Source organism: Agromyces sp. NPDC060279 (assembly GCF_042726785.1).
GTDB lineage: Bacteria > Actinomycetota > Actinomycetes > Actinomycetales > Microbacteriaceae > Agromyces.
On sequence record NZ_JBHXBK010000008.1, the window covers coordinates 63,060 to 88,926 of the forward strand.

General features: G+C 73.2%; 26 protein-coding genes. 17 read left to right on the top strand and 9 right to left on the bottom strand.

Features of this window, described 5'->3' with window-relative positions:
• Window positions 1–16 precede the first annotated feature (16 nt).
• Both ACFWE1_RS16590 and ACFWE1_RS16595 read right to left on the bottom strand, forming a co-directional pair.
• On the bottom strand, window positions 17–283 hold the full coding sequence (locus tag ACFWE1_RS16590; RefSeq protein WP_376934507.1) for a glutaredoxin family protein: 267 nt from the start codon (window positions 281–283) through the stop codon (window positions 17–19).
• A 161-nt stretch (window positions 284–444) separates the two neighbouring features.
• A complete protein-coding gene (locus ACFWE1_RS16595; RefSeq protein WP_003792170.1) occupies window positions 445–543 on the bottom strand; it encodes a 30S ribosomal protein bS22 in 99 nt (32 codons plus the stop codon).
• Window positions 544–664: 121 nt separating this feature from the next.
• Here ACFWE1_RS16595 and ACFWE1_RS16600 point away from each other — a divergent pair, with 121 nt between their 5' ends.
• A complete protein-coding gene (locus ACFWE1_RS16600) occupies window positions 665–1,174 on the top strand; it encodes a GNAT family N-acetyltransferase (RefSeq protein WP_376934508.1) in 510 nt (169 codons plus the stop codon).
• 165 nt (window positions 1,175–1,339) lie between these two features.
• Here the strand turns inward: ACFWE1_RS16600 and ACFWE1_RS16605 are convergent, their stop codons facing one another.
• Window positions 1,340–1,759, bottom strand: a complete 420-nt coding sequence (locus ACFWE1_RS16605) for an ArsR/SmtB family transcription factor (RefSeq protein ID WP_376934509.1) — start codon at window positions 1,757–1,759, stop codon at window positions 1,340–1,342.
• Between the two features lie 70 nt (window positions 1,760–1,829).
• Here ACFWE1_RS16605 and ACFWE1_RS16610 point away from each other — a divergent pair, with 70 nt between their 5' ends.
• The 13 genes from ACFWE1_RS16610 to rlmC all read left to right on the top strand — a co-directional run bounded on the left by ACFWE1_RS16610 (window position 1,830) and on the right by rlmC (window position 16,570).
• The gene (locus tag ACFWE1_RS16610; RefSeq protein ID WP_376934510.1) at window positions 1,830–3,275 is read left to right on the top strand and encodes a TrkH family potassium uptake protein; all 1,446 of its coding nucleotides are present in this window, start codon (window positions 1,830–1,832) and stop codon (window positions 3,273–3,275) included.
• Entirely contained in the window at window positions 3,268–3,936 is a 669-nt protein-coding gene (locus ACFWE1_RS16615) for a TrkA family potassium uptake protein (RefSeq protein ID WP_230767802.1), read from the top strand. The genes ACFWE1_RS16610 and ACFWE1_RS16615 overlap by 8 nt, the downstream gene beginning before the upstream one ends.
• A gap of 94 nt (window positions 3,937–4,030) precedes the next feature.
• Entirely contained in the window at window positions 4,031–5,023 is a 993-nt protein-coding gene (locus tag ACFWE1_RS16620; protein WP_376934511.1) for an ATP-binding cassette domain-containing protein, read from the top strand.
• Window positions 5,020–6,639, top strand: coding sequence for an ABC transporter permease (locus ACFWE1_RS16625; protein ID WP_376934512.1), 1,620 nt, complete (start codon window positions 5,020–5,022; stop codon window positions 6,637–6,639). Before ACFWE1_RS16620 ends, ACFWE1_RS16625 begins: the two co-directional genes overlap by 4 nt.
• Window positions 6,640–6,667: 28 nt before the next feature.
• Window positions 6,668–7,156, top strand: a complete 489-nt coding sequence (locus ACFWE1_RS16630; protein WP_376934513.1) for a GbsR/MarR family transcriptional regulator — start codon at window positions 6,668–6,670, stop codon at window positions 7,154–7,156.
• A gap of 316 nt (window positions 7,157–7,472) precedes the next feature.
• The gene (locus ACFWE1_RS16635; RefSeq protein ID WP_243569465.1) at window positions 7,473–7,634 is read left to right on the top strand and encodes a hypothetical protein; all 162 of its coding nucleotides are present in this window, start codon (window positions 7,473–7,475) and stop codon (window positions 7,632–7,634) included.
• Complete coding sequence (locus ACFWE1_RS16640) at window positions 7,631–7,720, top strand: potassium-transporting ATPase subunit F (protein WP_243569466.1); 90 nt, start codon at window positions 7,631–7,633, stop codon at window positions 7,718–7,720. Before ACFWE1_RS16635 ends, ACFWE1_RS16640 begins: the two co-directional genes overlap by 4 nt.
• The gene (gene kdpA, locus ACFWE1_RS16645) at window positions 7,720–9,393 is read left to right on the top strand and encodes a potassium-transporting ATPase subunit KdpA (protein ID WP_376934514.1); all 1,674 of its coding nucleotides are present in this window, start codon (window positions 7,720–7,722) and stop codon (window positions 9,391–9,393) included. The genes ACFWE1_RS16640 and kdpA overlap by 1 nt, the downstream gene beginning before the upstream one ends.
• A gap of 3 nt (window positions 9,394–9,396) precedes the next feature.
• On the top strand, window positions 9,397–11,502 hold the full coding sequence (kdpB, locus tag ACFWE1_RS16650) for a potassium-transporting ATPase subunit KdpB (RefSeq protein WP_376934515.1): 2,106 nt from the start codon (window positions 9,397–9,399) through the stop codon (window positions 11,500–11,502).
• A gap of 26 nt (window positions 11,503–11,528) precedes the next feature.
• Window positions 11,529–12,143: a potassium-transporting ATPase subunit KdpC gene (gene kdpC / locus ACFWE1_RS16655; RefSeq protein WP_376934516.1), complete on the top strand. Its 615-nt coding sequence runs from the start codon at window positions 11,529–11,531 to the stop codon at window positions 12,141–12,143.
• A gap of 5 nt (window positions 12,144–12,148) precedes the next feature.
• Window positions 12,149–14,683, top strand: coding sequence for an ATP-binding protein (locus tag ACFWE1_RS16660; RefSeq protein ID WP_376934518.1), 2,535 nt, complete (start codon window positions 12,149–12,151; stop codon window positions 14,681–14,683).
• Window positions 14,680–15,390 (top strand): response regulator, encoded by a 711-nt coding sequence (locus ACFWE1_RS16665; protein ID WP_376934520.1) that lies wholly within the window; start codon window positions 14,680–14,682, stop codon window positions 15,388–15,390. Before ACFWE1_RS16660 ends, ACFWE1_RS16665 begins: the two co-directional genes overlap by 4 nt.
• Before the next feature lie 37 nt (window positions 15,391–15,427).
• Window positions 15,428–16,570, top strand: coding sequence for a 23S rRNA (uracil(747)-C(5))-methyltransferase RlmC (rlmC, locus tag ACFWE1_RS16670; protein ID WP_376934522.1), 1,143 nt, complete (start codon window positions 15,428–15,430; stop codon window positions 16,568–16,570).
• A 7-nt stretch (window positions 16,571–16,577) separates the two neighbouring features.
• Here rlmC and ACFWE1_RS16675 read toward each other — a convergent pair whose 3' ends face one another.
• Together ACFWE1_RS16675 and ACFWE1_RS16680 are read right to left on the bottom strand one after the other, a co-directional pair.
• A complete protein-coding gene (locus ACFWE1_RS16675) occupies window positions 16,578–17,654 on the bottom strand; it encodes a C45 family autoproteolytic acyltransferase/hydolase (protein ID WP_376934524.1) in 1,077 nt (358 codons plus the stop codon).
• On the bottom strand, window positions 17,651–18,673 hold the full coding sequence (locus ACFWE1_RS16680) for a P1 family peptidase (RefSeq protein WP_376934526.1): 1,023 nt from the start codon (window positions 18,671–18,673) through the stop codon (window positions 17,651–17,653). The genes ACFWE1_RS16675 and ACFWE1_RS16680 overlap by 4 nt, the downstream gene beginning before the upstream one ends.
• Window positions 18,674–18,848: 175 nt before the next feature.
• Here ACFWE1_RS16680 and ACFWE1_RS16685 point away from each other — a divergent pair, with 175 nt between their 5' ends.
• Window positions 18,849–20,495: an amidohydrolase gene (locus ACFWE1_RS16685; RefSeq protein WP_376934528.1), complete on the top strand. Its 1,647-nt coding sequence runs from the start codon at window positions 18,849–18,851 to the stop codon at window positions 20,493–20,495.
• Between the two features lie 4 nt (window positions 20,496–20,499).
• Here ACFWE1_RS16685 and ACFWE1_RS16690 read toward each other — a convergent pair whose 3' ends face one another.
• A complete protein-coding gene (locus ACFWE1_RS16690; RefSeq protein ID WP_376934530.1) occupies window positions 20,500–21,786 on the bottom strand; it encodes a DUF6596 domain-containing protein in 1,287 nt (428 codons plus the stop codon).
• Complete coding sequence (locus ACFWE1_RS16695; RefSeq protein ID WP_189085474.1) at window positions 21,783–22,169, bottom strand: YciI family protein; 387 nt, start codon at window positions 22,167–22,169, stop codon at window positions 21,783–21,785. Before ACFWE1_RS16695 ends, ACFWE1_RS16690 begins: the two co-directional genes overlap by 4 nt.
• Window positions 22,170–22,332: 163 nt before the next feature.
• Between ACFWE1_RS16695 and ACFWE1_RS16700 the strand changes: the two genes are divergently transcribed.
• Window positions 22,333–22,581: a hypothetical protein gene (locus tag ACFWE1_RS16700; protein WP_189085473.1), complete on the top strand. Its 249-nt coding sequence runs from the start codon at window positions 22,333–22,335 to the stop codon at window positions 22,579–22,581.
• A gap of 75 nt (window positions 22,582–22,656) precedes the next feature.
• On the opposite strand, the gene ACFWE1_RS16705 is transcribed toward ACFWE1_RS16700, so the two are convergent.
• Together ACFWE1_RS16705 and proC are read right to left on the bottom strand one after the other, a co-directional pair.
• A complete protein-coding gene (locus ACFWE1_RS16705; RefSeq protein ID WP_376934532.1) occupies window positions 22,657–23,961 on the bottom strand; it encodes a beta-N-acetylhexosaminidase in 1,305 nt (434 codons plus the stop codon).
• On the bottom strand, window positions 23,958–24,803 hold the full coding sequence (proC, locus tag ACFWE1_RS16710) for a pyrroline-5-carboxylate reductase (protein WP_376934534.1): 846 nt from the start codon (window positions 24,801–24,803) through the stop codon (window positions 23,958–23,960). Before proC ends, ACFWE1_RS16705 begins: the two co-directional genes overlap by 4 nt.
• Window positions 24,804–24,863: 60 nt before the next feature.
• Between proC and ACFWE1_RS16715 the strand changes: the two genes are divergently transcribed.
• Complete coding sequence (locus ACFWE1_RS16715; RefSeq protein WP_376934535.1) at window positions 24,864–25,826, top strand: cation diffusion facilitator family transporter; 963 nt, start codon at window positions 24,864–24,866, stop codon at window positions 25,824–25,826.
• The last annotated feature ends 41 nt before the right edge of the window (window positions 25,827–25,867 follow it).

Consider the following 25,867-nt stretch of genomic DNA (forward strand, 5'->3'; position numbering starts at 1 on the left):
GAGGGGGAACGCTCGGTCAGCCGAGCAGAGCGGCCTTCAACCGCACCGGATCGACCCGCCAGTAGGTGTGCACCTCGCCGTCGATCAGCACGACCGGGATCTCCTCGGCGAAGCGCTGCGCGAGCGCCTCGTCGTCGAGGATGGACTGCTCGTCGTAGGCGATCGTCGGCCCCTCGGGGAGGGCGGCGAGTTCCTCGCGCACGGCCCGAACGACCTCGCGCGCGTCGTCGCAGAGGTGGCAGCCGGGCTTGCCGACGAGGGTGAGGCGGAGGTCGCGGGCCATCCCCTCAGCCTACGCGCCTGGTCCCCCGAGCCCGTCGAGGGGCGCCCTGGTTCCCCGAGCTCGTCGAGGGGCGAGGGGCGCTTCGACACGCTCAGCGAACCATCCGGAGACAGCGAAAAGCGCCAGGTCCGCAGACCTGACGCTCAGCCGTAGTCGGGCGACTACTTCTTGTTGCGACGCTGGTGGCGCGTCTTGCGAAGAAGCTTGCGGTGCTTCTTCTTCGCCATGCGCTTGCGACGCTTCTTGATGACGGAACCCATCGAAACCTCACTGAAGATCGTGTCGGCCGCGCGTGCCGCAGCCGAGGGCCCAAAGAGCCTCGGGGTAGTCTACCCGATCCATCCGCATGCCCCGACCGTGGCCCTCGGGTAGCGTCGGAGGATGCCTGGCGCGCCGTTCACCATCCGCTCCACTCGCGAGGACGACTGGCGCGAGGTGCGCGCCCTCCGCCTCGAGATGCTCCGCGACGAGCCGATCGCCTACGCCGAGACGCTCGAGCACGCGCTCGACGTCGACGAGGCGGGCTGGCGGCTCCGCTCGCGCCGCGGTGAGACGGCCGGGCAGACCGCGCTCGTCGCGATCGAGGGGACGCGCTGGATCGGCACGATGGGCGGGTACGTGCCGGATGCCGCGACGGGACCGATGCTCGTCGGCGTCTTCGTCGCCCCGGACCGCCGCGGTGACGGGCACGGGGTCGCCCGTGAGCTCCTCGACGGGGTGGAGCGCTGGGCGCTCGGCCTCGGCGACACCCTGCGGCTCGAGGTGCACGAGACCAACGTGCGGGCGAGGCGGTTCTACGAGAAGCTCGGCTTCACGCTCACCGGACGCAGCCGCGAGTACGAGCTCGCGCCCGGCGGCCTCGAACTCGAGATGATCAAGCCTCTCCGCTGACTGGTTCGCTGAGCCTGTCGAAGCGCCCCTCGACGGGCTCGGGGAACCAGGTGGTTCGCTGAGCCCGTCGAAGCGCCTGGTTCGCTGAGTCCGTCGAAGCGCCCCTCGACATCCCCTCGACGGGCTCGGGGAACCAGGCGCCCCTCGACGGGCTCGGCGCCAGGGCTACTTGCGCTTGACCGCCTGCGTGACGCGCTGGGCGGTCTCGGCGAAGGCGGCGCCGAGGCGCGAAGCGAAGGCGCGCTGGTCGTCGTTCAGGGCGATGGCGGCGCTCGCGAGGGTCGCGGCATCCGCCGCAGCATCGGATGCCGTGAACGGAATGAGCCAGTCCTCGATCGTCTCGAGCGGCTCCCGGTCGAGCCGGTAGTAGCGGTGCTGACCCTCCTCGCGGACGGCGACGAGCCCCGCCTCGCGGAGCACCTTGAGGTGCTTCGACACGGTCGGCTGGCTGACACCGAGGGCGGCGACGATCTCCGAGACGCTGATCTCGCCGCCGGACGACGGCTCGCTCTGCTCGCGCTCGAGGAGCACGGCGAGGATGTCTCGCCGGGTCGAATCCGCCACCACGTCGAAGATGTCCGCCATGGTGCAAGGGTAGCCACTCCCGCCGGGGAGTACCATGACACACGCGTCACGCAAGGCTGGAGGGGGCTCGATGCACGCACGGCCGACGATCGGGAACCCCGGTCGCGGGAGCCGCAGCTGGCTCGGGGTCGTCCGCGACGCCGTCGACAGCCTCGTCAAGCACTCGCCGTCGCGCTTCGCCATCCTCGTCTTCGCGGCCCTCATCCTCGTCTTCACGCTGCTGTTCTCGCTGCCGATCGCACGGGCCGGCGAGGCATCCTCGGCCCCGCTGCACGACGCGCTGTTCACCGCCGTCTCCGTCATCTGCGTGACCGGCCTCTCCACCGTCGACATGGCGACCTACTGGTCGCCGTTCGGGCACGGGCTCGTCTACCTCGGCGTGAACATCGGCGGCATCGGCGTGCTGACCCTCGCGACGACCCTGGGCTTCGTGATCTCGCGCCGCCTGGGCCTCCGGGCCAAGCTCATGGCCGCGAGCGACACCAACCCCTCGCGCCTGCACGTCGGTCCGGTGGCCGAGCGCCAGGCGATCCGCCTCGGCGAGGTCGGCGGTCTGCTCTTCACGGTCGCGGTGAGCGCCCTCGTCATCGAGGCGGCGCTCGCGATCGGCCTCATGCCGAGCATGCTCGCCGCGGGATACGACGTCGGCCACTCGATCTGGTACAGCCTGTACTACTCGGCGATGGCGTTCACGAACACCGGCTTCTCGCCGAACCCGGGCGGGCTCTCGCCCTTCGAGCACGACTACTGGATGCAGTCGCTGCTCATGGCGGGCGTGTTCCTCGGCAGCCTCGGCTTCCCGGTGATCTTCGCGCTCGCGAAGGCGTGGCGCACCCCGCGCAAGTGGAGCGTGCACGTGAAGCTCACGCTCACGACGACGGTGATCCTGTTCATCGCGGGCGCGGCGATGTTCATCCTGCTCGAGCACGCCAACCCGAAGACCTACGGCCACCTCGACGCCGGCCCGACGATCTTCCAGTCGTTCTTCATGTCGGCGATGACGAGATCCGGCGGCTTCTCGACGATCGACATGCACGACCTGTACGGCTCCAGCCAGCTCGTCAGCAGCATGCTGATGTTCATCGGCGGCGGCTCCGCGTCCACCGCGGGCGGCATCAAGGTGACGACGCTCGCGGTGCTGTTCCTCGCGGCCGTCGCCGAGGCGCGCGGCGCCCCCTCGATGGAGGCGTTCGGCCGGCGCATCCCGCGCGACATGCTGCGCCTGTCGGTCTCGGTCGTGCTCTGGGGCGCGACGATCGTCGCGGCCGCGTCGATCGCGATCCTGCAGATCACGAAGGCGCCGTTCGAGAACGTGCTCTTCGACGTCATCTCGGCCTTCGCCACCTGCGGGCTGTCGACCGGGCTCACCGCCGACCTGCCGCCGGAGGGCGTCTACGTCATGGCGGGCACGATGTTCATGGGACGCGTCGGCACCGTCACCCTCGCCGCGGCACTCGCCGCGAGCACCCGCCGGCAGCTGTTCAAACGACCGGAAGAGAGGCCCATCGTTGGTTGATCGCATCAAGCACAACGCCCCCGTCCTCGTGATCGGGCTCGGCCGCTTCGGCGCCGCGACCGCGGGACAGCTCGATCGGCTCGGCCGCGAGGTGCTCGCCGTCGACACCGACGAGTCGCTCGTGCAGAAGTGGGCCGAGCGGGTCACGCACGCCGTCGTCGCCGACGCGAAGAACATCGACGCGCTGAAGCAGATCGGCGCGCAGGACTTCTCGACCGCGGTCTGCGCGGTCGGCTCCTCGATCGAGGCATCCGTGCTCATCACGGCGAACCTCGTCGACCTCGGCGTGCCGCAGATCTGGGCGAAGGCGATCTCCGCCTCGCACGGCAAGATCCTGCAGCGCATCGGCGCGAACCACGTCATCTACCCGGAGCGAGAGGCCGGCGAGCGCACCGCGCACCTCGTCAGCGGGCGGATGCTCGACTTCATCGAGTTCGACGACGACTTCGCGCTCGTGAAGATGTACCCGCCGAAGCCGATCCGCGGCAAGAACCTGACCGAGTCGGGTGTGCGCACGAAGCACAACGTCACCGTGGTCGGCGTGAAGAGCCCTGGCAAGCCCTTCACCTACGCGACGGAGAAGACCGTGGTGTCGAACCACGACTTGATCATCGTGACCGGCACCGAGAGCGACATCGAGAAGTTCGCCGCGCTCGAGTAGGGCGGCCGGGGCCGAAGCCCGGGCGCGGCGGGGGCCCGTAAGGATTCCGTTAGGAAGATTCACGAATTCGTGAAATCGGCGTAGCGTCGCGCGCATGACCACCGTCATCCGCACCAGCGACCTCGTGAAGCGCTACGGTCGCACCCGCGCCCTCGACGGGCTCGACCTCGAGGTCGACGCCGGCCAGGTGCACGGATTCCTCGGCCCGAACGGCGCGGGGAAGTCCACGACCATCCGCATCCTGCTCGGCCTCGCCCGCGCGAGCTCCGGGGTGGCGAGCGTCTTCGACGCGCACCCCTGGCGCGACGCCGTCGCCCTGCACCGGCGGATCGCGTACGTGCCCGGCGACGTCAGCGTCTGGCCGAACCTCTCCGGCGGGGAGGCCGTCGACTTCCTCGCCCGGCTGCGCGGGGCCGCGCACCGCGACGCCGGCTACCGGGCCGAGAAGGCGCGCCTCGTCGAGGCCTTCCAGTTCGACCCGCGCAAGAAGGGCCGCGCGTACTCGAAGGGCAACCGGCAGAAGGTCGCGCTCATCGCGGCGTTCGCCGTGCCGGCCGAGCTCTACATCCTCGACGAGCCGACGAGCGGCCTCGACCCGCTCATGGAACTCGTGTTCCGCCGCGAGGTCGCGCGCGTGCGCGCCGCCGGCGCGACGGTGCTGCTGTCGAGCCACATCCTCTCCGAGGTCGAGCAGCTCTGCGACCGGGTGTCGATCATCCGCGCCGGCCGCGTCGTCGAGAGCGGCACGCTCGCCGAACTTCGCCACCTCACCCGCACCGAGGTGTCCTTCGACGCGGGGAACGGGGCGGATGCCTCGGCCGACGCCGCGTTCGCCGGCCTCCCCGACATCCACGACACCGCCGTCGCCGACGGACGCGCCCGGTTCACCGTCGACAGCGACCGCGTCGCCGGCATCCTGCCCGCGCTCGCGAGCCGCAACGTGCGCGGCCTGCGCGTCGAGCCGCCCTCGCTCGAGGAACTGTTCCTGCGGCACTACGGCGACGAGATCGGTGACAGCGCGGCATCCGCCGACGAGGCATCCGCCGGTGGATCCGCGCGCACCGTGCGGGAGGGGGCGCGGCGATGAGCGCCCTCGGCGCGCTGCTCGGGCAGCGCCTGCGCCGCGACCGCTGGCAGCTCGTGCTCTGGATCGGCGGCACGGCGCTGCTCGCGATCGCCGCCGTCGGCGGGGTGCAGCAGTCCTACGGCACCGAGGCCGACCGGCAGGAGGTGCTCGCCGCGGTCGCCGCGAACCCCGTCATCATGCTCTTCCGCGGGCTGCCGTCGGGTGCGGAGCTCGACGCCTTCACGCTGTTCCTGATCCTGCCGTTCCTCGCGATGATGGCGGCGTTCATGTCGAGCTTCCTCGCCGTGCGGCACACCCGCATGGACGAGGAGCTGGGCCGGGCGGAGCTCGTCGCCGCGACCCCGGCCGGCCGCACCGCACCCCTCGTCGCGACGGTGCTGCACGGCGTCGGCGCGAACATCGCGCTCGCCGTGCTCGTCGCCGCCTGCTTCGCCGGGGCGGGCTACGCCCCGCTCGGCTCGATCGTGTCCGGGATCGCCGCGGCCGCCGTGGGGTTCGTGTTCCTCGGCCTCGGGCTCGTGGCCGCCCAGCTCATGCGTACCTCGCGCGGGGCGAACTCGCTCGGCGTGTGGGTGCTGCTCGCGGCGTTCCTCGCCAGCGGGCTCGGCAACGCCCTCGGCACGCCGTCGAACGATCTGCAACGCATCGAGAGCTCCTGGCTCACCTGGCTCTCACCGTTCGGCTGGGCGGAGAACGCGCGGCCCTTCGCCGACGACGCCTGGTGGCCGCTCGCCCTCTGCGCCGCCGTCGCCGTCGCGCTCGCCGCGCTCGCGTTCGCGCTGCAACGGGTGCGGGACCTCGACGGCAGCTTCATCGCCGAACGGGCCGGCCGGGTGCAGGCGCCCGCGAGCCTCGGCTCGCCGCTCGGGCTCGTGTGGCGGCTGGCGCGCGGCTCCGTCGTCGGCTGGGCCATCGGCGGCCTGCTGACCGGGATGCTCGCCACGAGCCTCGGCGCGGTGATCGACCAGATCGGCGCGAAGATCCCCGCCGTCGAGGAGCTCTTCGCCGCCCTGTCGAAGGACGGCAGCCTCGAGCAGGGCATGGTCGTGATCTTCTTCACGATCGTCGGGGTGCTCGCCGCGTGCGCCGCCGTGCAGACCGTCACGCGCGCACGCCAGGAGGAGACGCACGGCACCGCCGAGCAGGTGCTCGCCGCGCCCGTCGGCCGGGTGCGCTGGCTCTGGGCGTTCCTCCTCGTCGGGCTCGGCGCCGCGCTCGCCGTGTGCGCCGCGGCCGTGCTCGGCGCCTGGCTCGGCGTGCAGGCGAAGGGCGCCGACACCTCGCTCGCCTGGGACGCGCTCGTCGCGGGCGCGGGGCAGCTCGCTGCGGCGGCCGTGTTCCTGGTGCTGACGGCGCTCGTGTTCGTGCTCGCGCCGCGGCTCACGATCGCGCTCGGCTGGGTGCTCGTGCTCGTCGCCCTGCTGCTCGGCATGTTCGGCCCGCTGTTCGGGCTGCCCGACTGGGTGACGAACCTGTCGCCGGTCGCCGTGACGCCCGTCGCCACCGCGGACGGGATCGACGTCAAGGGGCTGTGGTGGCTGCTCGGCGTCGTCGCCGCGGGCGGCGTGCTCGCGCTCGGCCTGATGCGGCGGCGCGAGCTCGCGGCGGGCGATTGAGCGGCGGGTCGAGGGGAGCGAGGGACACGTGAGGGCATCCGAGGATCGCGGCCGGCACCGCGCGATCGCCGCCGCCGAAGAGGGGGCGGCGATGCTCACGGCCGCCGGGATGCCGCGGATGCCGTCGCGCGTGCTGATGGCCCTCGTGGCTTCGCCCGCCGAGGGCTCAACCGCGGCGGAGCTCGCAGAGCGGCTCGGCGTGAGCGCGGCCGCGGTGTCGGGCGCGGTGCGGTACCTGCAGACGGCGCGGATGGCCCAGCGCGTCTCGAGCCCCGACAGCCGCCGCGACCGCTACCGCCTGTTCGACGACACCTGGCACGCCGTGCTCACGAGCGGACTGCCGATCTACTCGCGCCTCGCCGAGCTCATCGACGAGATCGCCGACGCGGCGCACGACGATGCCGCGGCGGCGCGGGGACGGGACATGGCCGGGTTCTTCCGCTTCATAGCGGCGCGGATGCCGGAGCTGCTCGAGGAGTGGGAGCTCGAGCGCGAGGCGCTGCACCGCGGGGAGTAGGCGGCTGGTCCCCCGAGCTCGTCGAGGGGTGCGCTGGTTCCCCGAGCCCGTCGAGGGGAACGCCGCTCGCTTCGACGGGCTCAGCGAACCACTGGCTCCCCGAGCTCGTCGAGGGGGGCGATCGCTTCGACAAGCTCAGCGAACCAATGGTTCCCCGAGCTTGTCGAGGGGGGCGATCGCTTCGACAAGCTCAGCGAACCAGGGCGGGCTCAGCGAACCAGGCGGGCTCAGCGGGCCAGGGCGTGAGGGGCGCGTAGGGATGGCGCGGGCGGGGCGTTAGGGAACCGTGAGGACGGCCGATCGGCGGCCGCCGCGGGTGTTGCATCGCAGGTGCAGCCGAACCGCTGCCCGCCCGCCGCGACCGCGGCAGGCGGCGCCCGAACCTGGAGTCCCCGTGCTCGACGTCGTCGCCATCCTCGGCATCCTCGCCGTGTTCGCGGTCGTCGCCCTCATCGCCAAGGGGGTCGAGAAGCTGTGATCGTCTTCGAGCTCCTCGCCGCCGCGCTGGGCATCGCCGCCATCATCACCCTCGTCATCGCCCTCGTGAAACCCGAGCGATTCTGATGGAGGTGCTCTTCGCCGCTCTGCAGGCGGCCACCCTCGCGCTGATCCTCGCCCTCCTCTACCGCCCCCTCGGCGACTACCTGGCCCGCACCTACACGAGCGACCGCGACTGGCGCGTCGAGCGCGGCTTCTACCGCCTCATCGGCGTCGACCCGCGCGCCGAGCAGTCGTGGCCGGCCTACCTCCGCGGCGTGCTCGCCTTCTCGCTCGTCGGCCTGCTGCTCGTCTACGCCCTGCAGCGCGCGCAGGCGGTGCTGCCGTACTCGCTCGGCCTGCCCGCTGTGCCGGAGGGGCTCGCATTCAACACCGCGGCCTCCTTCGTCGCCAACACGAACTGGCAGTCCTACTCCCCCGAGCTGACGATGGGCTACACCGTGCAGCTCGCCGGCCTCGCCGTGCAGAACTTCGTCTCAGCCGCCGTCGGGATCGCCGTCGCGATCGCGCTCGTGCGAGGCTTCGCCCGGCACGGCTCGCCCACGATCGGCAACTTCTGGGTCGACCTCGTGCGCGGCTGCCTGCGCGTGCTGCTGCCGCTCGCGATCGTCGGCGCGATCGTGCTCCTCGCGGGCGGGGTCGTGCAGAACTTCGCCGGCTTCACCGAGGTGCAGACCCTCTCCGGCGGCAGCCAGCAGCTGCCCGGCGGACCGGTCGCGAGCCAGGAGGTCATCAAGCTCCTCGGCACCAACGGCGGCGGCTTCTTCAACGCGAACTCGGCGCATCCCTTCGAGAACCCCACCGCGTGGACGAACCTGTTCGAGACCGTGCTGATGCTCGCCATCCCGTTCGCCCTGCCGCGCGCCTTCGGCCGCATGGTGGGCTCGAACAAGCAGGGCTACGCGATCCTCGCGGTCATGGCGACGCTGTTCGTGCTCTCGCTCGTCGCGCTCAGCGCCCTCGAGGCCGCCGGCCGCGGCACGGCGCCCGAGCTCGCCGGCGGGGCGATGGAGGGCAAGGAGACGCGCTTCGGCATCTTCGGCTCGACCCTGTTCGGCACGACCTCGACGCTGACCTCGACGGGCGCCGTGAACTCGATGCACGACTCGTACACCGCGCTCGGCGGCATGCTGCCGATGCTGAACATGATGCTCGGCGAGGTCGCCCCCGGCGGCGTCGGCTCCGGCCTCTACGGCATGCTCGTGCTGGCCGTGATCGCGGTGTTCATCGCCGGCCTCCTCGTCGGCCGCACGCCCGAGTACCTCGGCAAGAAGATCGGGCCGCGCGAGATCAAGCTCGCGAGCCTCTACATCCTCGTGACGCCGACGCTCGTGCTCGCGGGCACCGCCCTGAGCTTCGCGCTCCCGGGCGTGCGGGAGGACGTGGAGTCCATCTCGATCTGGAACCCCGGCATCCACGGCATGAGCGAGGTGCTCTACGCCTTCACGAGTGCGTCGAACAACAACGGGTCGGCCTTCGCCGGGCTGACGGCGAACACGCCGTGGTTCAACATCGCGCTCGGCGTGGCGATGCTGCTCGGCCGCTTCGTGCCGATCGTGCTCGTGCTCGCGCTCGCCGGCTCGCTCGCCGCGCAGCGGAAGGTCCCGGCCACCGCCGGCACCCTGCCGACGCACCGGCCGCAGTTCGTCGGCCTGCTGCTCGGCGTCACCGTGATCGTCACGGCGCTCACCTACTTCCCCGTGCTCACCCTCGGACCCCTCGCAGAAGGGCTCAACTGACCCATGTCCCTCATCACCACCGCCCAGCTCGGGCAGGCGCTGCCCGGCGCGCTCCGCAAGCTCGACCCGCGCCGGATGTGGCGGAACCCCGTCATGCTCATCGTCGAGGTCGGTGCCGTGCTCACCACGGCGCTCGCGATCGCCGAGCCCTTCCTCGGCGGCCCGCAGGCCTCCGGCGGCAGCGCCGTGCCCTGGTCGTTCACCTGGGCGATCGCGGCCTGGCTGTGGCTCACCGTGCTCTTCGCGAACCTCGCGGAGGCGGTCGCCGAGGGCCGCGGCAAGGCGCAGGCCGAGTCGCTCCGCCGCACCCGCAGCGACACCGTCGCGCACCGCGTCGAGCGCTACGACGAGGTCGCGGATCCGGGCGCCGAGCGCAGCCGCACGGTCGAGGTCTCCTCGGCCGCCCTGCAGCTCGGCGACCTCGTCGTCGTCACGGCGGGCGAGCTCATCCCCGGCGACGGCGACATCGTGCACGGCATCGCCTCGGTCGACGAGTCGGCGATCACGGGCGAGTCCGCCCCGGTCGTGCGCGAGTCGGGCGGCGACCGCAGCGCGGTCACGGGCGGCACCCGGGTGCTCTCCGACCGGATCGTCGTGCGCATCACCTCGAAGCCCGGCGAGACCTTCGTAGATCGGATGATCGCCCTCGTCGAGGGGGCCGCCCGGCAGAAGACGCCGAACGAGATCGCGCTGAACATCCTGCTCGCGAGCCTGTCGATCGTCTTCGTCGTCGTCGTGCTGACGCTCAACCCGATCGCCTCGTACGCGGCATCCCCCGTCTCGATCCCCGTGCTCGTCGCCCTGCTCGTCTGCCTCATCCCGACGACGATCGGCGCCCTCCTCTCGGCGATCGGCATCGCCGGCATGGACCGGCTCGTGCAGCGCAACGTGCTCGCCATGTCGGGCCGCGCGGTCGAGGCCGCCGGCGACGTCACCACCCTGCTGCTCGACAAGACCGGCACCATCACCTACGGCAACCGCCGCGCGAGCGCCTTCGTGCCGCTGCCCGGCGTCGAGGAGACCGAGCTCGTCCGCGCGGCGGCGCTCGCCTCGCTCGCCGATCCGACGCCCGAGGGCGCCTCGATCGTCGAGCTCGCGGCGGAGCGCGGCGTCGCCTTCCCCGCCTCGGGCGAGGCGCAGCCGGCCGGCGAGGTCGTGCCGTTCACGGCGCAGACGCGGATGTCGGGGCTCGACCTCGCCGACGGACGGATCGTGCGGAAGGGCGCGGGATCCGCGGTGCTCGCGTGGGCCGAGGCATCCGGGCGCCAGCCCTCCTCCCTGCTCGCCGAGCTCGAGGAGCGGGTCGAGGCGATCTCGGCCTCGGGCGGCACCCCGCTCGTCGTCGCGGAGCGCACGCCGGACGGCGCGACCCGCGTGCTCGGCGTCGTGCACCTGAAGGACGTCGTGAAGGACGGCCTCGCCGAGCGCTTCGCCGAGCTGCGCTCCATGGGCATCCGCACGGTGATGATCACGGGCGACAACCCGCTCACCGCCGCCGCGATCGCGAAGGAGGCGGGCGTCGACGACTTCCTCGCCGAGGCGACGCCCGAGGACAAGCTCGCCCTCATCCGCCGCGAGCAGGAGGGCGGCAACCTCGTCGCGATGACCGGCGACGGCACGAACGACGCGCCCGCGCTCGCGCAGGCCGACGTCGGCGTGGCGATGAACACGGGCACCTCCGCCGCGAAGGAGGCCGGCAACATGGTCGACCTCGACTCCGACCCGACGAAGCTCATCGACATCGTGCGGATCGGCAAGCAGCTGCTCATCACCCGCGGGGCGCTCACGACCTTCTCGATCGCGAACGACCTGGCGAAGTACTTCGCGATCATCCCGGCGATGTTCGCGGGCGTGTTCCCCGGGCTCGCCGTGTTGAACGTCATGCAGTTGCACTCGCCGGCCTCGGCCGTGCTCTCGGCGATCATCTTCAACGCGATCGTGATCGTCTTCCTCATCCCGCTCGCGCTCCGCGGCGTGAAGTACCGGGCGGGCGGGGCGAGCGCCGTGCTCAGCCGCAACCTGCTCGTGTACGGCCTCGGCGGCATCGTCGCGCCGTTCATCGGCATCAAGCTGATCGATCTCGTCGTCAGCCTCATCCCCGGGTTCTGACCCGCCCGGAACGAAAGGACCCTCCCATGAGCACCACCCGCTCCACCCTCCGCACCCACTGGGTCGCGCTCCGCGCGATGCTCCTGCTGACCCTCGTGCTCGGCGTCGGCTACACCGCCGTCGTCACGGGCATCGGCCAGTTCGCCCTGCCGGCGCAAGCGAACGGCTCGCTCGAGCGCGACGCCGACGGCGCGGTCGTCGGCTCGGCCCTCGTCGGGCAGTCGTTCGCGGATGCCGAGGGCGCGCCGCTGCCCGAGTGGTTCCAGCCGCGCCCCTCGGCCGCGGGCGACGGCTACGACGGCGGCGCCTCGAGCGGCAGCAACTTCGGCCCCGAGAACGCGGACCTCGTCGCCGCGATCGGCGAGCGGCAGGCGGCGATCGCCGAGGCCGACGGTGCGGCGCCGGGCGAGATCCCGGTCGACGCGGTGACGGCGTCGGGATCCGGCCTCGACCCGCACATCAGCCCCGCGTACGCCAGGCTGCAGGTGGCCCGGGTCGCCGAGGCGCGCGGGCTGCCCGAGACCGAGGTCGCCGCGCTCGTCGAACGGTTCGTGCAGGGCCGCGACGCCGGGTATCTCGGCGACCCGACGGTGAACGTGCTGCAGCTGAACCTCGCGCTCGCCGAGTTGGTGGGAGACTGACCGGTATGCGACGGGGTCGGCTGCGGGTGCTGCTCGGCGCCGCGCCCGGCGTCGGCAAGACGTACACGATGCTCGAGGAGGGCAAGCGCCTCCTCGGCGAGGGCCGCGACGTCGTCGTCGGCTTCGTCGAGACGCACGGGCGGCGCGCGACCGCGGCCATGACCGCGGGCCTCGAGGTGGTGCCCCGCCGGGTGACCACCCACCGCGGGATGCCGCTTGAGGAGCTCGACCTCGACGCCCTCCTCGCCCGCCGGCCCGAGGTCGCCCTCGTCGACGAGCTCGCGCACACGAACGCGCCGGGCTCCCGGCACGAGAAGCGCTGGCAGGACGTGGAGGATCTGCTCGACGCCGGCATCGACGTCATCTCGACGGTGAATACGCAGCACATCGAGTCGCTCGGCGACGTCGTGCTGCAGATCACCGGGGTGCCGCAGCGCGAGACGATCCCGGACCGGGTGCTGCGGGCGGCCGATCAGATCGAGGTCGTGGACCTGGCGCCGCAGGCGCTCCGCGACCGACTCTCGGGCGGGCTCGTCTACCCGGCCGAGCGGATCGACGCCGCCCTGTCGAACTACTTCCGGCTCGGCAACCTCACGGCCCTCCGCGAGCTCGCCCTGCTCTGGCTCGCCGACGAGGTGGACTCGGCGCTCAAGGCGTACCGCGCCGAGCACGGCATCAGCCACAAGTGGGAGGCGCGCGAGCGCGTGGTCGTGGCGCTCACGGGCGGCCCGGAGGGCGAGACCCTGCTCCGCCGCGGGGCGCGGATCGCGTCGCGCTCCTCGGGCGGCGAGCTGATCGCCGTGCACGTGACCCGGCCGGACGGCATGCGGGCGCGGCATCCGGGCGCCCTCGACGCCCAGCGCACGCTCGTCGAACAGCTCGGCGGCACCTTCCACCAGGTCGTCGGCGAGGACGTGCCCCGCGCGCTCGTCGAGTTCGCCCGCTCGGTCGACGCGACGCAGCTCGTCATCGGGGTGAGCCGCCGCTCGCGGCTGGCCGCGGCGTTCTCGGGGCCGGGCATCGGCGCGACCGTGATCCGCGAGTCCGGCGACATCGACGTGCACATCGTGACGCACGCCGCCGCCGGGGCGGCCCTGTCGCTGCCGCGGATCGGCGGGGCGCTCAGCCGCACACGGCTCCTCATCGGCTTCGCGGTCGCGCTCGTGGCGGGCCCGCTGCTCAGCTGGGTGCTGCTGCAGTTCCACACCGAGACCTCGATCACGAGCGACGTGCTCGCCTACCAGCTGCTCGTGATCGTCGTCGCGCTCATCGGCGGCATCTGGCCGGGGCTCTTCGCGGCGGTGCTCTCGGGGATCACGCTGAACTTCCTCTTCGTGGCGCCGGTGCACACGCTGACGATCGCCGATCCACGGCAGTTCCTCGCGCTCGTGTTCTACGTCGCGAACGCCCTGCTCGTGAGCTACGTCGTCGACCAGGCGGCACGCCGCACCCGCGAGGCGAAGCGGGCGGCGGCGGAGTCGCAGCTGCTCGCGACGATGGCCGGCAGCGTGCTGCGCGGCGAGGACGCCCTGCAGGCGATGGTCACCCGCACCCGCGAGGCGTTCGGGCTCGCCGGGGTCCGCCTGCTCCTCGACGGGGAGCCGCGGGTCGCCGACGGCGAGCCGACGCGCGACGACCGGGTCTCGCTCGTGCCGATCGGCGAGCGCGGCACGCTCGAACTGCACGGACCGGACCTGGATGCCTCGGAGCGCCGCCTGCTGCAGGTGATCGCGACCCAGCTCGACGCCGCGATCGAGCACGGCGCCCTCGCGTCGGCGGCGGAGGAGGCCTCGGAGCTCGCCGAGACCGACAAGGTGCGCTCGGCGCTGCTCGCCGCGGTCGGCCACGATCTGCGCCGCCCGCTGACCTCGGCGTCGGCGGCGATCAGCGCGCTGCGCTCCCCCGATCTGCAACTGCCGGCGGGCGAGCGTGCGGAGCTGCTGGACACGGCGGCGGAGAGCCTCGACTCGCTCGCCGGGCTCGTCACGAATCTGCTCGACGTGAGCCGCGTGCAGGCGGGAGCCCTCGCGGTGCGGCTCGCGCCGGTCGAGACGGCCGACGTGGTGTTCCCCGCGCTCGACGAGCTCGGCCTGGGGCCGGGCGAGGTCGAGCTGGACCTCGCCGACGGCGTGCCGCCGCTGCTCGCCGATGCGGGGCTGCTGCAGCGGGTCGTGGTGAACCTGCTCGCGAACGCGGTGCGGCATTCGCCGCCCGGCGAGCGGGTGCGGATCGCGGCGTCGGGGTTCCGCGGGCGGGTGCAGCTGCGCGTCGTCGATCGTGGCCCCGGCATCCCGGCGGAGCGCCGCGACGGCGTGTTCACGCCGTTCCAGCGGCTCGGCGACACCGACAATGAGACGGGCCTCGGCCTCGGCCTCGCCCTGTCGAAGGGCTTCGTCGAGGGGATGGACGGCACGCTCGAGGTGGAGGACACCCCGGGCGGCGGGCTCACGATGGTGGTGACGCTGCCGGCGGCGGAGGCCGCGGGCACGGCGGATGCCTCGCAGACGACGCCTGCGGACGAGGAAGGGCCGGTGCGATGAGGATCCTCCTCGCGGACGACGACGAGCAGCTGCAGCGCGCGCTCCGCATCACGCTCGCGGCACGGGGCTACGAGGTGCTGCACGCCCGCGACGGCGCGGAGGCGATCGAGCAGGCGGCCTCGGGGCATCCGGACCTCATCCTGCTCGACCTCGGCATGCCGCGCGTCGACGGCCTCGACGTGATCCGCGCCGTGCGGGCCTGGTCGAGCGTGCCGATCCTCGTGCTGTCGGGGCGCACGGACTCGGGCGAGAAGGTCGAGGCGCTCGACGCGGGCGCCGACGACTACGTGACGAAGCCGTTCGCGATGGATGAGCTGCTCGCGCGGATCCGCGCCCGTTCCCGCCGCCCGGCGGGCGAGGACGACGCCGGCGCGGTGCACCGCATCGGCGAGCTCGAGGTGGACCTCGCGGCGAAGACGATCCGCCGCGCGGACGGGGCGGGCGGCTCGGCCGGCACGGGCGGCTCGGGCGGCACGGTGCGGTTGACGCCGACGGAGTGGCATCTGCTGGAGCTCTTCCTGAAGCATCCCGGCCGCCTGCTGACGCGCGAGATGCTGCTGTCCGAGGTATGGGGTCCGTACCACGCGAACGACGCCGGCTACTTGCGGCTCTACGTCGCCCAGCTGCGCCGCAAGCTCGAGCCGGTGCCGGCGGAGCCCCGGCACTTCCTCAACGAGCCCGGCATGGGCTACCGCTTCGAGCCGTAGCGCCGTCGACGACCCGCGCGCGGCCTACGCTTGACGGGTGGACTGCGGCTACTTCGACGCCGGGCGCTGCACCTCGTGCGCCCTCATGGGGCAGCCGTACCCGGAGCAGCTCGCCGCGAAGCAGGCGCACGCCGAGCAGCTGCTCGCGCCGTTCGGCGTCGGCGCGTGGCATCCGCCCGTCGCCTCCGGCGAGCGCGACTACCGCAACAAGGCGAAGATGGTCGTCGGCGGCACGGTCGACGCGCCCACGATCGGCATCCTCGACGCCGACGGGCACGGCGTCGACCTGCAGGCCTGCGGTATCTGCTCGCCCGGTCACCGGGCGGCGTTCCCGGTGCTGGCCAGGTTCATCACGCTCGCGCGCATCGCACCCTACGACGTCGCCGCCCGGCGCGGCGAGCTGAAGCACCTCATCGTCACCGAGTCGCCCGACGGGGAGCTCATGGTGCGCTTCGTGCTGCGCTCGACGGAGCCGGTCGCCCGCATCCGCAAGCACCTGCCCGTGCTCCTCGCCGAGCTGCCGCAGGCCCGCGTCGTGACCGTCAACCTGCTGCCCGAGCACAAGGCGGTGCTCGAGGGCGACGCCGAGCTCGTGCTCACCGAGCAGGAGACGCTGCCGATGCGGCTCAACGACGTCACGATGCACCTGCGGCCGCAGAGCTTCTTCCAGACGAACACGGCGATCGCGGCGGCGCTCTACGCGGAGGCGCGGGACTGGATCCGCGAGCTCGCCCCCGACTCGGCCTGGGACCTCTACTCGGGCGTCGGCGGCTTCGCGCTGCACCTCGCCGGTGACGGCGCCGGGAGCGCCGGCCCCGAGATCACCGGCATCGAGACGAGCGTCGAGGCCGTCGCCTCGGCGGAGCTCAGCCGCACGGATGCCGCGCTCCACCGGCTGCGCTTCGCCGCCGGCGACGCCACCGAGTTCGCGCTCGCGGCGTCGTCCGCGCCCGACCTCGTCGTGGTGAACCCGCCGCGGCGCGGCATCGGCGCCGAGCTCGCCGGCTGGCTCGAGCAGAGCGCGGGCATCTCGCACGTGCTCTACTCGAGCTGCAACGCGGCCTCGCTCGCGAAGGACCTGCGGGCGATGCCGTCGTACCGGCCCGTGCGGGCGCGGGTGTTCGACATGTTCCCGCAGACGAGTCACTTCGAGGTGATGGTGCTGCTCGAGCGGCGCTGAGGCCGGCTCAGATCACCTCCCAGCCCTCGTCGCGGACCGCCGCGGGGGTGCCGGCGCGGTAGCGCAGCACGCGCTCGTCGAAGTCGAGCGACAGCGTCGCCTTCGTCTCGCAGCTGAACTCCGGGTGCTCCTCGTCCCGGTAGAAGATGCACACCGGGCCGCCGTCGGGCAGTCCCTCGACGAGCTGCGCGGCCCGCGCCACCGGGTCGATCGCCTCGAACGCGGTCGCCCGCTCGTCGAGCATCGCGAGCCGCGCGTGCGTGTCGCTCATGTCGGGGTTGCGTTCCCCGCGCGCGAGCCCGGCGTCGAGGAAGTGGTTCGTGTGCCGCATCGTCTCGCCGGGCGCCCCCTCGATCACGGCGACGCCGACCGGCGTCGCCTCGAGGAACGCCGCCCGCGGCCGCTCGCCGTCGTAGCTCACCACCGTGAGGGTGGTGGAGGCGCCGAAGCGGGTGCCGCGGACGAGCTCGATCGCCTCGTCGAGCGACGCGGCCTCGTCGTGGATGCGCCGGGCGACGAGGTGGAGCGGGATGCCGGGCACCGAACCATCCGCCCGGTGGTTCAGCATGTTCATGTGGCTGCCGACGCCCGCCTCGTTGATGCCGATCTTGCCGAGGATGCCGAGCTCGGTGAAGCCGTGCACCCGGCGCCCCGCGTCGGTGACGTACGACCAGGCGAGCGACTCCGTCGCGAGGTGCGTGTACCAGTCCCAGATCTGCAGGGTGCGCGGGGCTCCGCCGTCGGCCGGCAGGTGCACCCCGGTCGAGCACTCCCCCTGGCCGCTTGGCTCGGCGAGCGCGATGATCTCGGTGCGGCCGCTCATGAGCGCGGCCTCCCAGGCCTCCAGGCCGGCACCGGCGGCGAGGCCGGCGAGCTCGCTCGCGAGGCTCGGCGACCAGTCGGCGACGTCGTCGAGGATGCGGCGGGCGGCGTCGCGGGCCGGGCCGTCGTCGATCCCCTTCGCCCGGAACAGCCGCCAGTAGCCGTCGAGCGACTCGGCGATCGGGGCGGCGAAGCGCTCGCCGATCTCGGCTCCGCGGATCGCGGGATCGCGGGTCTCGGATTCGTGTCGTCGGATGATCATGCGGCGGCGCTCAGCACGGCGTCCCAGGCGAGCTCCGACGCGACCGCGCCGAGTGCGCTCGGCGCGAGCTGGTGCACGCCCAGCTCGGCGCTCGTCTCGCTGGGGAAGTCGAGCTCGTCGGTGGTGACGGCGAACAGCACGTCGCCGTCCTGGCTGGTGTGGAACGGCTGGATGGCCCGGTGCATCGAGCTGTGCACCTGCTTCGCGAACTGGTCGAGCTGGCGGTCGTCGAGCCGCACGTTCGTGAACACCGCGGTGATGGTCGTGTTGCCGAGTTCGGTCGCCGGCATCGCCGCGCCCGCGAACGCCGCCGCGTAGTCCTCGGCGGGGTGGCGCCGTTCGCCCGTCTCCGGGTCGTAGTTGCCGCGCACCACGCGCTGCTCGCGGTCGACGATCGCCCCGACGGCGTTCACGACGGTGACGACGAGGAGCTTGATCCCCGAGATCTCGCGGTAGGCCGCGCCCTGCCCGGCGAACTCCGCGCGGGACCAGTCGATCTTGCCCACGGTGGCCGCGACGCCCGCCCCCACGCGGCCGACGGGCACGGTGCCGCCGACGGCGTTCGCGAGCGCCGCCTTGCCGAGGGCGGCGTCGGGAATGACGGCGTTGTTGCGCGCCGAGAAGTCGTAAATGATCGCGCCGTTCACGAGCGAGAGCCGCGGGAAGGACACGTCGTTGTCCCGCTCGGCGAGCAGCGCCTCGGCGACGCCCGTCGCCGCGCCGAAGCCGTAGACCGAGCCGCCGGCGAAGCAGATCGCCTCGACGACCTGGTAGCCGCCGCTCATGCCCTTCGAGCCGCCGCGGAAGTCGGTCGCGACGCGGGCATGGTCGGGCAGCCGCATGACGGTCACCCCCGTGGGCCCTTCGGCGTACTCGGCCGTGCCGACCGTGAGCTCGGCGAAGCCGTGGTCCACCAGCTCCCGCGGGGTGCCGGGCACGGGGCTCGGTGCGAGCTGCGGGTTGCCGTCGAGTCCGCGGAAGCGCGGCAGTTCGGCCGGCCGGCGGGGCGGGTACGTCATTGTGTTCCTCTCCAGAAATCCCTACGATGACTCGTGCCGGAACGATCCGGCACGGTCCGACGGTAGTGCCCACGCCGAGCGCAGTCAAGAGCGATGCTCAGATTCTCGACCCCACGCGACTCGGCGCTTCGGAGTGCGCTCGCGGGCGGGCCGGGAGAGGAACCACGACGTCCAGATGACCCCCGAACTCGTCTTCCACGGCGGCCGCGTCTTCACGGGAGCCGGCCTCGGCTCACCCCCGGCGGGCGCACCCCCGGCGACCGCCGTCGCCGTGCGCGACGGCCGCATCGTCGCGGTCGGCGACGACGCGCTGCTCGAAACCGCCGGCCCCGGCACCCGCACCGTCGACCTCGCCGGGCGCCTCCTCGTGCCCGGCTTCCAGGACGCGCACGCGCACCCGGTCTTCGGCGCCCTCGAGCTGTCCAGCTGCCACCTCGGCGGACTCACGACCGTCGACGAGTACCTCGCCGCGGTCGCGGCGTACGCGGCGAGCCATCCCCACGATGCGACGCTGCAGGGCGCCGGCTGGACGCAGTCCGCGTTCCCCGACGGCCCGCCGACCGCCGCGCTGCTCGACCGCGTCGTGCCCGACCGCCCGCTGCTGCTCTGGGGCAACGACGGCCACCGCGCCTGGGTGAACTCGGCCGCGCTCGCGGCCGCCGGCATCGATGCGAGCACCCCCGACCCGGCCGACGGCCGGATCGAGCGGGATGCCTCGGGCCGGCCGACCGGGTTCCTGCTCGAGGGCGCCGTGGCCCCCGTGCTCGCGATCCTCCCCGACGCCACCCCCGAGCAGCTCGACGCCGCCGTGCTGCGCGCGCAGCAGCACCTGCACGCCCTCGGCATCACGGCCTGGCAGGACGCCATCCTGTCCCGCGCCGAGGACGGCGAGGACCCCGCCGAGGCGTACCTCCGCGCCGATCGCGCCGGGCGGCTCACCGCCAGGGTCGCGGGGGCCCTCTGGTGGGACCGCGCCCGCGGCCTCGAGCAGATCCCCGAGCTGGTCGAGCGCCGTGAGCGCTTCCGCGGCCGCCGCTTCGGCACGCCCGCCGTGAAGATCATGCAGGACGGCATCATCGAGTCCGGCACGGCAGCGCTGCTCGCCCCGTACCGGGCCGTGCACGCCGAGTCCGGGCTGTCGTTCGTCGACCCCGAACTGCTCCGCGAGATCGCGGTCCGCCTCGAGGCCGAGGGCTTCCAATTGCACTTCCACGGCATCGGCGACCGCGCCGTGCGCGAGAGCCTCGACGCCGTCGCCGCGGCGCGGGCGGTCCGGCGCGGCCCGGACCCCCGACACCACCTCGCCCACGTGCAGCTCGTCGACCCGGCCGACGTGCCCCGCTTCGCCGAGCTCGGCGTTACCGCGAACATCCAGCCCTACTGGGCCTGCAACGACCCGCTCATGGTCGAGCACACCGTGCCGGTGCTCGGCGAGGAGCGCGCCAGGCAGCAGTACCCCTTCGGCTCGCTGCACGCGGCCGGGGCGCGGCTCGCGGCGGGCAGCGACTGGCCGGTCTCCACGCCGGACCCGATCGCCGGCATCCACGTCGCCGTGAACCGTGCGCTGCCGGCGGGGCATCCCGGCTCCGGTGCGGAGCCGTTCCTGCCGGGCCAGGCCCTCGACGTCGCGACCGCCCTCGAGGCGTACACGGCGGGCTCCGCCTACGTGAACGGCTTCGACGACACCGGCCGCATCGCGCCCGGCTTCGCCGCCGACCTCGCCGTGCTCGACCGGGACCTGCTCGCGATCCCCGCCGAGGAGATCGGCGCGGCGCGCGTCGACCAGACCTTCGTCGACGGCGTGCCGGTGTTCGAACGCTGACGCCTCAGCCCGCCGCGCGTCGCTCGCAGAGCCGCCGCACCGCCTCCGTCGGCACCTCCGCGGCGAGCGCGGCGTAGCGTTCGGCGGCCTCCTCGCGCCGACCGGTGCGCCGGGCGAGGTCGGCGAGCGCGAGGCGGGCGTCGAGCGCGGCGTACGGCGCGGCGCCCGCGGCGAGCACCCGCAGCTCCCGTTCGACGCTGCGCAGCGCCGCGGTGCGCTCCCCCGAGGGCGGGCTGAACAGCGCCAGCTGCTGCTCGGCGACGAGCCGGGCGACCGTCACCGAGGGGGCGCCCCAGACCCGTTCGAGCGCGCGGTAGAACGCGACCACCCGGCTCCAGTCGGTCTCGGCGAAGCTCGGCGCCGCGGTGTGCAGCCCGGCGATGGCGGCCTCGAGCACGAAGCGCCCGTCGCCGCGGTCGGCGGCGGCCGCGGCGTCCGAGAGACCGGCCTCGATGAGCCGGGCGTCCCAGCGCCGCCGGTCGGCCTCGTCGAGCGGCACCGCCGCACCCTCGGCATCCACCCGTCCCGGGCGACGCGCCAGGCCGAGGCGGACGACCGCGCGCAGTCCGCGCACCTCGGCGTCGTCCGGGAACTCGGCGACGAGCGCGTCGGCGATCGAGAGCGCCTGCCGGCCGAGGTCGTCGATCGGCGAGCCGGGGTCGAGCACATCGCGGTGGGCGACGGTGAACATGCCGGCGACGCTCGCGAGCACGACGGGCAGGCGGGCGCGGCGCTCCGGCCCCTCCGGCACGCGGAAGCTCCCCCGCGCCTCGGCGAGGGCCCGCTTCGCGCGGGTCAGCCGGGCCGCGGCGGCCGAGGGCTGCACGCCGAGGTGCGCCGCGATGCGTGGCACGTCGAGCCCGCAGACGACGCGGAGGGCGAGCACGAGCCTCGCCTGCTCGGTGAGCGCCGGGTCGCAAGCGACGAAGAGCAGGGCGAGCCGGTCGTCGAGCGCGTCGCCGGGCAGGGCGCCGGTGGATGCCTCGGGCTCCGCCCACTCCGCCTCGCGCGGGCGGGCCTGGAGCTCGGCGGCCTCGCGCTCGGCGTGCCGCTGCTCGGTGGCGAGCCGCCGGCGGTCGTCGAGGAAGGCCCGCTTGCCGACCGTGGTGCACCAGGCGGCGAGCGAGCCGATGGACCGTCCGCCGCCGGCCTCGGCGACGGCCCGCGCCATCGCCTCGGCGGCGTACTCCTGGGCGTCGTCGAGGCTGCCGGTGTACGCGGCGAGCGCGCGGACGACGCGCGGCCAGGCGTCGGCGAAGTCCTCGCCGAGGCCGGCGGCGGACGCGGTCACGAGGTGGGGAATACCTTGCGCCACTCGACGTGGCCGCCGGTCGGCACGAGCGCGGCGATGCGCCGGGCGAGCGCCTCGTCGTCGGTCTCGACGAGGTAGAAGCCGGAGACGACCTCGCTCGTGTCCGGGTACGGGCCGTCGGAGTAGACCGCGTCGGCCTCGAGGCGGTCGCCGGACCCGGGCGTCACGCGGCCGCCGTACTTCGCGTTCTGCAGGGCGGAGCCCCCGACGAGCCGCGCGCCGAGCCGGGCCACGGCCTCCTGGAACGCCTTGTGCGCGGGGAAGTTCGCCTCCGGGTCGCCGCCCGGCACCCCCGTGCCCGAGAGGTAGGCGTCGGAGTCCCAGTCGGGTTCGTGGATGAGGTAGACGTACGTGTCGGTCATGGTGTCTCCCAGCTGTCAGCCCGCTCGCGGGCCGTGACGACGATCGTCACACCATGGTGACGAACTCGGACCCCGGAAATCGACACCCGGAACGAAACTCGCCCTGTTCAGGCGTTTCCTCAGATCGATCGGCTATACTGGCGGGTCATGCAAAGGAGGTGACATGCGAAGGATCGGAACCATCCCCGCGACCATCATCGTCGCGACCTGGGTGTTCATCATCGGATTCACGTTCGGCTATCTCGGCCGTCTCGACTCGGGCACGGCGCCCGCGACGGACGGTGCCGCGCTCGCCGGGCTCCTCTCCGGCGCTGCCGCCGTCGCCATCGCCGGCGCGATGCTCATCGCGTTCCGGCTCGTGCGCACCGCCGCTCGCGCGGCCCGGTCGCGCGACGCGAAGCACGCGGGCTAGCCCCGAGACCCGGGATCGTCCCGGGAGACCCGGGCGCGGGGTCGGCCATCGATGGCCGGCCCCGCGTTCCACGTCTCAGGCGCGCGCGAGCCCCGCGGTGAGCCGTTCGAGCTCGGCGATGCGCGACGCCCGGTCGCGCGGCACGCCGGGAACGCCGGGCCGCTGCTGCTCGGGCCGAGGGCCGGACGGCGGCCGGTACCCGACGCCGCGCTCGTCGAGCCAGGCGAGGTACGCCGGTAGCCGGGCGGCGAAGTCCGCCGGGTCGAGCGGATGCCCCGTCCAGGCGACCTCGGCGAACGCCCCGAGCCGGGGGAACACCGCGTAGTCGAGCCGCTCGGGCCCGTCGAGATGCTCGGCCCACACGTTCGCCTGCACGCCGGCGACCCGCTCGGCGAACCAGGCGGGTTCGGTGGCCGGCACCGGGTCGAACCCGGCCACGTCCTCCAGGGCGAGCACGGTGCCGACGGGGATCGGTTCGGCCGGGTCGTCCGACTGGCGGTAGTCGAAGTAGGTCCAGAGGTCGGGGCAGAGCACGACGTCGTGGCCGAGGCGCGCCCCCAGCCGGGCGCCGACCGGGCCGCGCCAGGAGGCGACGATCGCATCGGGCGCCGGGTCGCGGCCCTCCAGCATCTCGTCCCAGCCGACGGTGCGGCGGCCTCGGGCGCGGAGCCCGTCGGCCACCTGGCCGAGGAACCAGGCCTGCAGCTCCTCCTCGTCGGCGATGCCCCGCTCGGCCATGAGCTGCTGCGTGCGCGGGTCGGCGCGCCAGCGGTCCTTGCGCACCTCGTCGCCCCCGATGCCCACGATCTCGTCGTCGAACACCTCGCAGAGCTCGTCGAAGACGGTGCCGACGAAGGCGAGGGTCTCCGCTTCGACGTTCAGCACCTCGTCGCTGATGCCGAAGCGCGTCCACGGCTCGCGCACGCGCCGCGCGACCTCCTCGGCGCCGCCGACCCCGAATTCGGGATACGCGGCGAGGATGGCACTCGCGTGCCCTGGGACGTCGAGCTCGGGCACGACGCGGATGCCCCGCTCCGCGGCGTAGGCGACGAGCTCGCGCAGCTCGGACTGCCGGTACCAGCCCTCATGCGGCACCCCGTCGAGGGTGGAGGCGGGACCGTGGCCGAGCTGCGTCTCGGAGCGGCGCCCGCCGAGTTCCGTGAGCCTCGGGTACGCCCGCACCTCGAAACGCCAGCCCTGGTCGTCGGAGAGGTGCAGCTGCAGCACGGTGATCCGGTGCGCGGCGAGGAGGTCGACGAAGCGCATGAGCTCGGGCAGCGGCCGGAAGCGCCGGGCGACGTCGAGCATGACCCCGCGCCAGGCGAAGCGCGGTTCGCCCGCGAAGCGCAGCCCGGCTGCGGGCGGTACGACGGCGCTCATGCGCCGGCGGCGAGCTCGCGCGCCCGGGCGAGCGCGGCGTCGGTCGCGCGGGCGAAGATCTCCTCGAGCCCGGCCGATTCGAGCACGGCGACGGCGCGTTCGGTGGTGCCCTTCGGGCTCGTCACCCGGCGGCGCAGCTCGGCGGGCTCCTCCCCCGAGGCCGCGAGCAGCTCGCTCGCGCCGCGGAAGGTGCCCTGCACCATCGTCGCCGCCTGCTCGGCGGTGAAGCCCTTCGCGACGGCCGCCGCGGTGAGCTGCTCGATGAGGTAGAAGACGTACGCCGGGCCCGATCCCGAGATCGTGGAGAGCGCGTCGAGCTGCGCCTCGGGCACGACGAGCACCTCGCCGACGGTCTCGAAGAGACGCACGACGAGGGCGAGCTCGGCCTCGCTCGAGCGGGTGCCCGCCGAGACGCCGGTCACGGCCCGGCCGACGACGGCGGGGGTGTTCGGCATGGTGCGGACGACCGCGACGTGCTCGGGCAGGATCGACTCGAACGTCGCGACGGTGACCCCGGCGGCGACGGAGACGACGACGGTGCCGGGCTCGAGCGCGTCGGCGATCTCGCGCAGCAGATCGGGCACCATCGCGGGCTTCACGGCGACGACGACGAGGCCGGCCCCGGCGACCGCGCGGCGGTTGGCCTCGGCATCCTGCTCCGTCGCGAAGGCGGTGACGCCGGGCAGCTCGGCGAGCTCGGCGGCCTTCTCGGCGCTGCGGTTGGTGGCGCGGATGCCGTCGACGGCGACGCCCGGCTGCAGGAGGCCGTGCAGCACGGCGCGCGCCATGGAGCCGGCGCCGAGGAACGCGATGACGGGAAGGGATGGCGCGTCGGCAGTCATGCGCCCATCCTAGGAAGAGCCCATCACGCTCGAGGCATCCGCGGCTCCTAGAATCGATCCATGAGCGCATCGGGCGGAACCAAAGCCATCATCGCGGCCTTCCTCGCCAATCTCGGCATCGCGGTCACGAAGCTCATCGCGTGGGCGTTCTCGGGCTCGAGCTCGATGCTCGCAGAGGCGGTGCACTCCTTCGCCGACTCGGGCAACCAGCTGCTGCTGATCTTCGGCGGCCGCAAGGCCCGGCGGGCGGCCGACAAGGAGCACCCCTTCGGCTACGGCCGCGAGCGCTACGTCTACGCCTTCGTCGTCGCGATCATCCTGTTCTCGGTCGGCGGTCTGTTCTCGATCTACGAGGGCATCGAGAAGATCCAGCACCCGCACCCGCTCGAGGTGCCGTGGCTGCCGATCCTCGTGCTCGTCATCGCGATCGCGCTGGAGTCGTTCTCGCTGCGCACGGCGATCAAGGAGTCGAACCCGCTGCGCGGCCGGCAGAGCTGGGTGCAGTTCGTGCGCCGGGCGAAGGCGCCGGAGCTGCCGGTGGTGCTGCTGGAGGATGTCGCGGCGCTGCTCGGCCTCGTCTTCGCCCTGTTCGGCGTGGGGCTCACGATCCTCACGGGCAACCCCCTGTTCGACGCGATCGGCACGCTCATGATCGGCACGCTGCTGATCGTCGTCGCGATCGTGCTCGGCATCGAGACGAAGAGCCTGCTCGTCGGCGAGGGCGCGAACGACGCCGACGTCGAGAAGATCGAGCAGGCGATCACGGCGGGCCCGGAGATCGAGCGGATCATCCACATGAAGACCCTGTACCTCGGCCCGGACGAGCTGCTCGTCGCGGCGAAGCTCGGCTTCGCGGCCGATCAGCGGCTGCTCGAGGTCGCGGCGGCGACGAACGTCATCGAGCAGCGCATCCGCCAGGCGGTGCCGGCGGCCCGGGTGATCTACATCGAGCCGGACGTCTACGTCGATCCGCACCACACGGCGCCGCCGACGGACGCGATCGTCATCAAGGGCCTGGAGTGAGCCGCCGCCGCTGAGCGGCCGCACCCGAACGCCGAGTTGCC